The organism is Pseudomonas sp. I8001 (genome assembly GCF_013385345.1).
Taxonomy (GTDB): domain Bacteria; phylum Pseudomonadota; class Gammaproteobacteria; order Pseudomonadales; family Pseudomonadaceae; genus Aquipseudomonas.
This window is the reverse complement of record NZ_JACAQC010000069.1, coordinates 1-5,897: the sequence shown is the minus strand read 5'-3', so window position 1 is coordinate 5,897 and position 5,897 is coordinate 1. Positions and strand designations below refer to the sequence as shown.

At 62.5% G+C, this 5,897-nt stretch carries 6 protein-coding genes; all 6 read left to right on the top strand.

The window, feature by feature from the left end:
- Nucleotides 1–152: 152 nt before the first annotated feature.
- Genes fmdA through HX839_RS31325 form a run of 6 tightly spaced genes read left to right on the top strand, consistent with a single transcriptional unit; the run spans nt 153 to nt 5,743 of the window.
- The gene (gene fmdA / locus HX839_RS31350; protein WP_177068220.1) at nt 153–1,382 is read left to right on the top strand and encodes a formamidase; all 1,230 of its coding nucleotides are present in this window, start codon (nt 153–155) and stop codon (nt 1,380–1,382) included.
- A gap of 2 nt (nt 1,383–1,384) precedes the next feature.
- Complete coding sequence (locus HX839_RS31345; protein WP_177037356.1) at nt 1,385–1,732, top strand: zinc ribbon domain-containing protein; 348 nt, start codon at nt 1,385–1,387, stop codon at nt 1,730–1,732.
- 15 nt (nt 1,733–1,747) lie between these two features.
- Nucleotides 1,748–2,791 carry an aliphatic amidase gene (locus tag HX839_RS31340; RefSeq protein ID WP_177040371.1) on the top strand — a complete coding sequence of 348 codons (1,044 nt, stop codon included), beginning with the start codon at nt 1,748–1,750 and terminating at the stop codon, nt 2,789–2,791.
- A gap of 3 nt (nt 2,792–2,794) precedes the next feature.
- On the top strand, nt 2,795–3,751 hold the full coding sequence (locus HX839_RS31335; RefSeq protein ID WP_177068219.1) for an AAA family ATPase: 957 nt from the start codon (nt 2,795–2,797) through the stop codon (nt 3,749–3,751).
- A 50-nt stretch (nt 3,752–3,801) separates the two neighbouring features.
- A complete protein-coding gene (locus tag HX839_RS31330; RefSeq protein WP_102606511.1) occupies nt 3,802–4,365 on the top strand; it encodes a DUF2239 family protein in 564 nt (187 codons plus the stop codon).
- A 22-nt stretch (nt 4,366–4,387) separates the two neighbouring features.
- The gene (locus HX839_RS31325; protein WP_003218590.1) at nt 4,388–5,743 is read left to right on the top strand and encodes an MATE family efflux transporter; all 1,356 of its coding nucleotides are present in this window, start codon (nt 4,388–4,390) and stop codon (nt 5,741–5,743) included.
- Nucleotides 5,744–5,897: the final 154 nt, after the last annotated feature.

Below are 5,897 nucleotides of genomic sequence, written 5' to 3'. Positions count from 1 at the left end.
GCTGTAAGAGCGGAACCGATATCAGCCATCACCCAAAAAACGGATATGCCCCCCAACCCCAAAGACGCATACGTCATCCAACGTATTCCCCGCCCAACCCCATCCCCGTGAGACTGCTCCCGACAGCCAACCCACCCTCCGGGAGCACCTCGATGACCGACACCCTGATCAAAGTCGACCTCAACCAACCCGTCACCGAAAACGAACAGATCCACAACCGTTGGCACCCGGACATCCCGATGGCTTGCTGGGTCAAACCCGGCGATGACTTCATCCTCGAAACCTACGACTGGACCGCCGGCGCCATCAAGAACAACGACGACGCCAGCGACGTGCGCGACGTCGACCTCTCCACCGTGCATTACCTCTCCGGTCCGGTGGGCGTACACGGCGCCGAACCCGGCGACTTGCTGGTGGTCGACCTGCTCGACATCGGCGCCAAGGCCGACTCCCAGTGGGGCTTCAACGGCTTCTTCTCGCGCCAGAACGGCGGCGGCTTTCTCACCGATCACTTCCCCAGCGCGCAAAAAGCCATCTGGGATTTCAAGGGCATGTTCACCAGCTCCCGGCACATCCCGGGCGTCAATTTTGCGGGCCTGATCCACCCCGGCCTGATCGGCTGCCTGCCCGACCCGGTGATGCTCGCCGACTGGAATCGTCGCGAGCAGGAGCTGATCGATACCAACCCGACCCGCGTCCCACCCCTGGCCAACGCGCCGCTGGCCACCACCGCGCACATGGGCAAACTCAAGGGCTCGGCCCGTGATGATGCCGCCGCCACCGGTGCCCGCACCGTGCCGCCCCGTGAGCATGGCGGCAACTGCGATATCAAGGATTTGTCCCGCGGCTCGAAGATCTATTTCCCGGTGTACGTCAACGGCGCCGGCCTGTCGGTGGGCGACTTGCACTTCAGCCAGGGCGACGGCGAAATCACCTTTTGCGGCGCCATCGAAATGGCCGGCTGGGTGCACATGAAGGTCGAGCTGATCAAGGGCGGCATGGCCAAATACGGGATCAAGAACCCGGTGTTCAAGCCAAGCCCGATCACCCCGAACTACAAGAACTACCTGATCTTCGAAGGCATCTCCGTCGACGAACAGGGCCAGCAGCATTACCTGGACGTCAATGTCGCTTACCGCCAGGCCTGCCTGAATGCGATCAACTACCTGACCAAGTTCGGCTACTCGCCGGCCCAGGGGTATGCGTTGCTCGGCTCGGCGCCGGTGCAGGGGCATATCAGCGGCGTGGTGGACATCCCCAACGCCTGCGCGACGTTGTGGCTGCCGACTGAAATCTTCGAGTTCGACATCAACCCCAACGCCAACGGCCCGACCCAATTCCTCGACGGCAGCATTGACCTGCCCATCGCACCGGACCTGTAGCCATGCCGACCTACGAATATGCCTGTGAGTCCTGCGGCACCTTCACGATGCTGCGGCCCATGGCCCAGCGTCACGAACCCAGCCAATGCCCGTATTGCGACGGCCCGGGCGGGCAGTTGCTGCTGTCGGCGCCGGCGCTGACCACGCTGTCGGCCAATCAGCGCAAGGCCATAGCCGGTAACGAGCGCAGCGCCCATGCGCCGCAAACCGTCGGCGAATATCAGGAAGCGCGCAAGCACCCGGCGGGCTGCAGTTGCTGTGGCACCAGCAAGCCGGTGGTGCCGAGCAAGGCCAACCCGCTGGGGCTCAAGACCAGGACCGGGCCACGGCCCTGGATGATCAGTCATTGACCGAGGAGATTTGCAATGCGCCATGGCGACATTTCCAGCAGCCCGGACACGGTCGGCGTTGCTGTCGTGAACTACAAGATGCCGCGCCTGCACAGCAAGGCCGAAGTCATCGATAACGCGAAGAAGATTGCCGAGATTATTGTCGGCATGAAGCAGGGTTTGCCCGGCATGGACCTGGTGGTGTTCCCCGAATACAGCACCATGGGGATCATGTACGACCACGACGAGATGATGGCGACCGCCGCGAGTATTCCCGGCGAGGAGACGGCGATTTTCTCCGCGGCCTGCCGCCAGGCCAATACCTGGGGCGTGTTTTCCCTGACCGGTGAACGCCACGAGGAGCACCCGCACAAGGCGCCGTACAACACGCTGGTGCTGATCAATAACCTCGGCGAGATCGTCCAGCGTTATCGCAAGTGCATTCCGTGGTGTCCGATCGAAGGTTGGTATCCCGGCGACCGCACCTACGTGTGCGACGGGCCCAAGGGCATGAAGGTCAGCCTGATCATCTGCGACGACGGCAACTACCCGGAGATCTGGCGTGACTGTGCGATGAAAGGCGCCGAGCTGATCGTGCGCTGCCAGGGCTATATGTACCCGGCCAAGGAGCAGCAGGTGCAGATGTCCAAGAGCATGGCCTGGGCTAATAACTGCTACGTGGCGGTGGCGAATGCGGCGGGGTTCGACGGGGTGTATTCGTACTTCGGGCACTCGGCGATCATCGGCTTCGATGGCCGTACCCTGGGCGAGTGCGGCGAGGAAGAGATGGGCATTCAGTACGCCCAGCTGTCGGTGTCGCAGATCCGCGATGCGCGGGCCAACGACCAGTCGCAGAACCATCTGTTCAAGCTGCTGCACCGTGGCTACACCGGCATGCATGCCTCGGGCGATGGGGACAAGGGCGTGGCGGATTGCCCATTCGAGTTCTATCGCACCTGGGTGCTGGACGCGCAAAAGGCCCAAGAGAATGTCGAGGCCTTCACCCGCAGCACCGTCGGTGTCGCCGAATGCCCGGTGGGGCAGTTGCCCCATGGCGGTAAACAAAAAACGGCGGGTTGAGGCATGCGGTTTACTTTTGAACCGGCCCAGGTCATGGCCTTGCTGCGCAGCCGTATCGTTGGCCAGGACGCAGCCCTGGCCCAAATGGAAGGGTTGCTCAAGGTGGTCAAGGCCGATATCGGTGAGCGTGAGCGGCCGTTGAGCGTCAACCTGTTCATGGGGCCTACCGGGGTCGGCAAGACGGAAATCGTCCGGCTGCTGGCCCAGGCGTTGCACGGGCGTGCCGACGGGTTCTGCCGTATCGACATGCACACCCTGGCCCAGGAGCATTATGCCGCCGCACTCACCGGTGCACCGCCGGGTTATGTCGGCAGCAAGGAGGGCATCAGCCTGTTCAACAGCGAACTGATCCAGGGTAGCTACAGCCGCCCTGGTATCGTGCTGTTCGACGAGTTGGAGAAAGCCAGCCAGGAAGTGGTGCGCAGCCTGCTGGGCATCCTTGAAAACGGCCAGCTGACGCTGGCGGGCGGCGCTCGTACGCTGGACTTTCGCAACAGCCTGATCTTCATGACCAGCAATATCGGCGCCCAGCAGGCGCGTCGGCACCGGCAACGCTTTGCCCCGTTGCGCTGGTGGGGGCGCGGTGAAGCGGGGGTGTTGGAGGACGCCTTGCACCGCCACTTCGAGCCGGAATTTCTCAATCGCATCGATCGTATCCTGATGTTCGAGCCCATCGACCATCAGTGGCTTGAGGCGCTGCTCAAGGTGGAACTCGGCAAACTCAATCAACGCCTGGCGGCGCAGCACCGATCATTGGTGCTGGATGAATTGGCACGTGCCTGGCTGTGCCGCGACCATGACGTACGGTTCGGCGCCCGCGCCTTGGGCCGCCGATTGCGGGTGGAGCTGGAGCCGGCGATTGCCGAATGCGTATTGCGCGACCCGGGTGTGGGCCCCATGGGCGCGACTGTCGACAGTGATCGTTTGGTGGTTTCGCAACAAGCGGCTTGCATCCAATAAATTTCAGACTAATATAACCCGGGTAAAACAAAATAATCCGGGTAAAAGTCATGAGCGCATCACAGTGCACCGCCTTCCTTGGCCACCAACGCGTGGCTGCCGGCTCTTATGCCGACGTCGCCAAAAACCTGAAAAGCCTCGACCTGGCGACGGGCAGCTTGCTGGTGTTTGATGACGCCAGCGGTGTTCAAGTCGACTATCCCTGGCCCGCCGGTTACGCACCGCAGCAACCGACCCTCGCGGTGACGCAGGCCGACGTGCCGGCGTCACCTACTGTAGGCCGTCCGAAGCTGGGGGTGGTCGCCCGTGAAGTGACCTTGCTGCCGAGGCACTGGGAGTGGCTGGGACAACAACGCGGCGGCGCCTCGGCGGCCTTGCGCCGGTTGGTGGACGAAGCGCGCAACGCCCATGCCGAGCACGATGAGCGGCGCCAGGCGAAGGAGTCCAGCTATCGTTTCATGAGCGCCATCGGCGGCGACCTGCCAGGTTTTGAAGAAGCCTCGCGGGCGTTGTTTGCCCAGGACGGCGCGGAATTTTCCAACAGGATCGCGCACTGGCCGGTGGATGTGAAGTTGTACCTGGCCTGGTTGTCACGCAACGCTTTCCCTGCCTAATTGCATTGAGATCCGAACCTTCATGGAAGTCACCCAGCAACGACCGTTGTGGCAGATCTACCTGATCTTTCTGGCACCCATGGTGCTGTCCAATTTCCTCCAGAGCTTTTCCGGCACGCTGAACGGGATCTATGTCGGGCAGATGCTCGGCACCCAGGCGTTGGCGGCGGTGTCGGGGATGTTCCCCATCGTGTTTTTCTTTATCGCCCTGGTGATCGGCCTGGGGGCGGGTGCTTCGGTGCTGATCGGCCAGGCGTGGGGCGCGCAGGAAACCTCGATGGTCAAGTCGATCACCGGCGCCACCCTGACCCTCGGCGCCCTGATCGGGGTGATCGCGGCGGTGCTGGGCAGCGTGTTTGCGCGCCCGGCGATGCAGGCCCTGGGCACACCGGTGGATGTGCTGGATGACGCGGTGGGTTATGCGCAGATGATGATGCTGATCATGCCGCTGTTGCTGGTGTTCATCCTGTTCACCCAACTGCTGCGGGGCGTGAGTGACACGGTGTCGCCCTTATTGGCGCTGATGGTGTCGACCACCGTGGGCCTGGTGCTGACCCCTGCGCTGATCAAGGGTTGGCTGGGCCTGCCGCCGATGGGTATCCAGAGCGCGGTGGTGGCGGGGTTGGTGGGTAATGCCCTGGCGATGACGTTCCTGGTGCTGCGCCTGCGCCATAAAAACCACGTGATGGCGCCGGATCGCCAGTTGATGGCGGCGCTGCGGCTGGATCGGGTGATCCTGGGCAAGGTCCTGCGTATCGGGTTGCCTACGGGGTTGCAGATGGTGGTGCTGTCGTTGTCGGAGCTGGTGATTCTGGCGCTGGTCAACAGCCATGGTTCCCAGGCGACGGCGGCGTATGGGGCGGTGACGCAGATCGTCAACTATGTGCAGTTTCCGGCGTTGTCGATTGCGATCACGGCGTCGATTCTGGGGGCGCAGGCGATCGGGGCGGGGCGCCTGGAGCGGATCGGGCCGATCCTGCGTACGGGGATTTTGATCAACCTGTGCCTGACGGGTGGGTTGATAGTGCTGGGGTATGTGTTGTCGCACTGGCTGTTGGGGTTGTTCATTACCGACGTGGATGCGCGGGTCAAGGCCGAGCACCTGCTGCATATCATGCTCTGGAGCATCCTGGTGTTCGGTTTCCAGGCCGTGGTGGGCGGGATCATGCGGGCCAGCGGGGTGGTGCTGGTGCCGGTGGGGATCTCGATCGTTTGCGTGTTGGGGGTGGAGTTGCCGGTGGCGTATCTGCTGAATGCGCGGTTTGGGCTGGAAGGGGTGTGGATGGCGTTTCCGGTGACGTATCTGGCGATGTTGGGGTTGCAGACGGCTTATTACCGGCTGGTTTGGCGGCATAAGCAGATCAAGCGGTTGGTGTGAGGTTTTTTTGGGGGGCGTGTACATATCCGTTATTTAGGTAACGGCCGCCTATGGTTTCGCTCTTACAGCGAGTCACTTTGCAAAAGCGGCAAAGTAACCAAAGCGCTCTGCCCCGCCTGTCGGCACCTCGCCTAGGCTCGGTGTTCCCTCACTC